The organism is Seonamhaeicola marinus (genome assembly GCF_008085455.1).
Genome location: NZ_VSDQ01000281.1, coordinates 1 through 444, shown reverse-complemented (window position 1 = coordinate 444; position 444 = coordinate 1). Strand labels below are relative to the sequence as shown.

1 protein-coding gene is annotated in these 444 nt (G+C 36.9%); it reads right to left on the bottom strand.

Going from position 1 to position 444, the window contains the following annotated elements:
- Nucleotides 1-31: 31 nt before the first annotated feature.
- Nucleotides 32-444, bottom strand: a 413-nt coding sequence (locus FUA24_RS03985) for a hypothetical protein (RefSeq protein WP_148540154.1), incomplete at its 5' end; no start/stop codon positions are given.

The following is a 444-nucleotide window of genomic DNA, read 5'->3' as shown; positions in this document are numbered from 1 at the left end:
TGTACTCCCACTTTCGCAGGAATTACAATTATTAGTTATAGTTAAGCTCTTGCTTTACTTGCATCATTTCATCAAATTCTTCTTTTGATCCTACAATGATGTTAGAATAGCGTCTCATACCTGTACCTGCTGGTATTCTATGACCAACAATTACATTTTCTTTTAAGCCTTCTAAAGTATCAACTTTACCAGCTACAGCTGCTTCGTTAAGTACTTTCGTAGTTTCTTGGAACGATGCTGCAGAAATGAATGATTTAGTTTGAAGCGAAGCTCTTGTAATACCTTGTAATATTGGCGTTGCCGTTGCAGGTTGTGCATCTCTTGCCACTACAAGTTGTTTGTCTTCTCTTCTTAAAATTGAATTTTCATCTCTTAATTGGCGTGGTGTTACTATTTGACCTGCTTTTAGGTTGGTAGAATCACCCGCTTCTTCAACAACTTTCA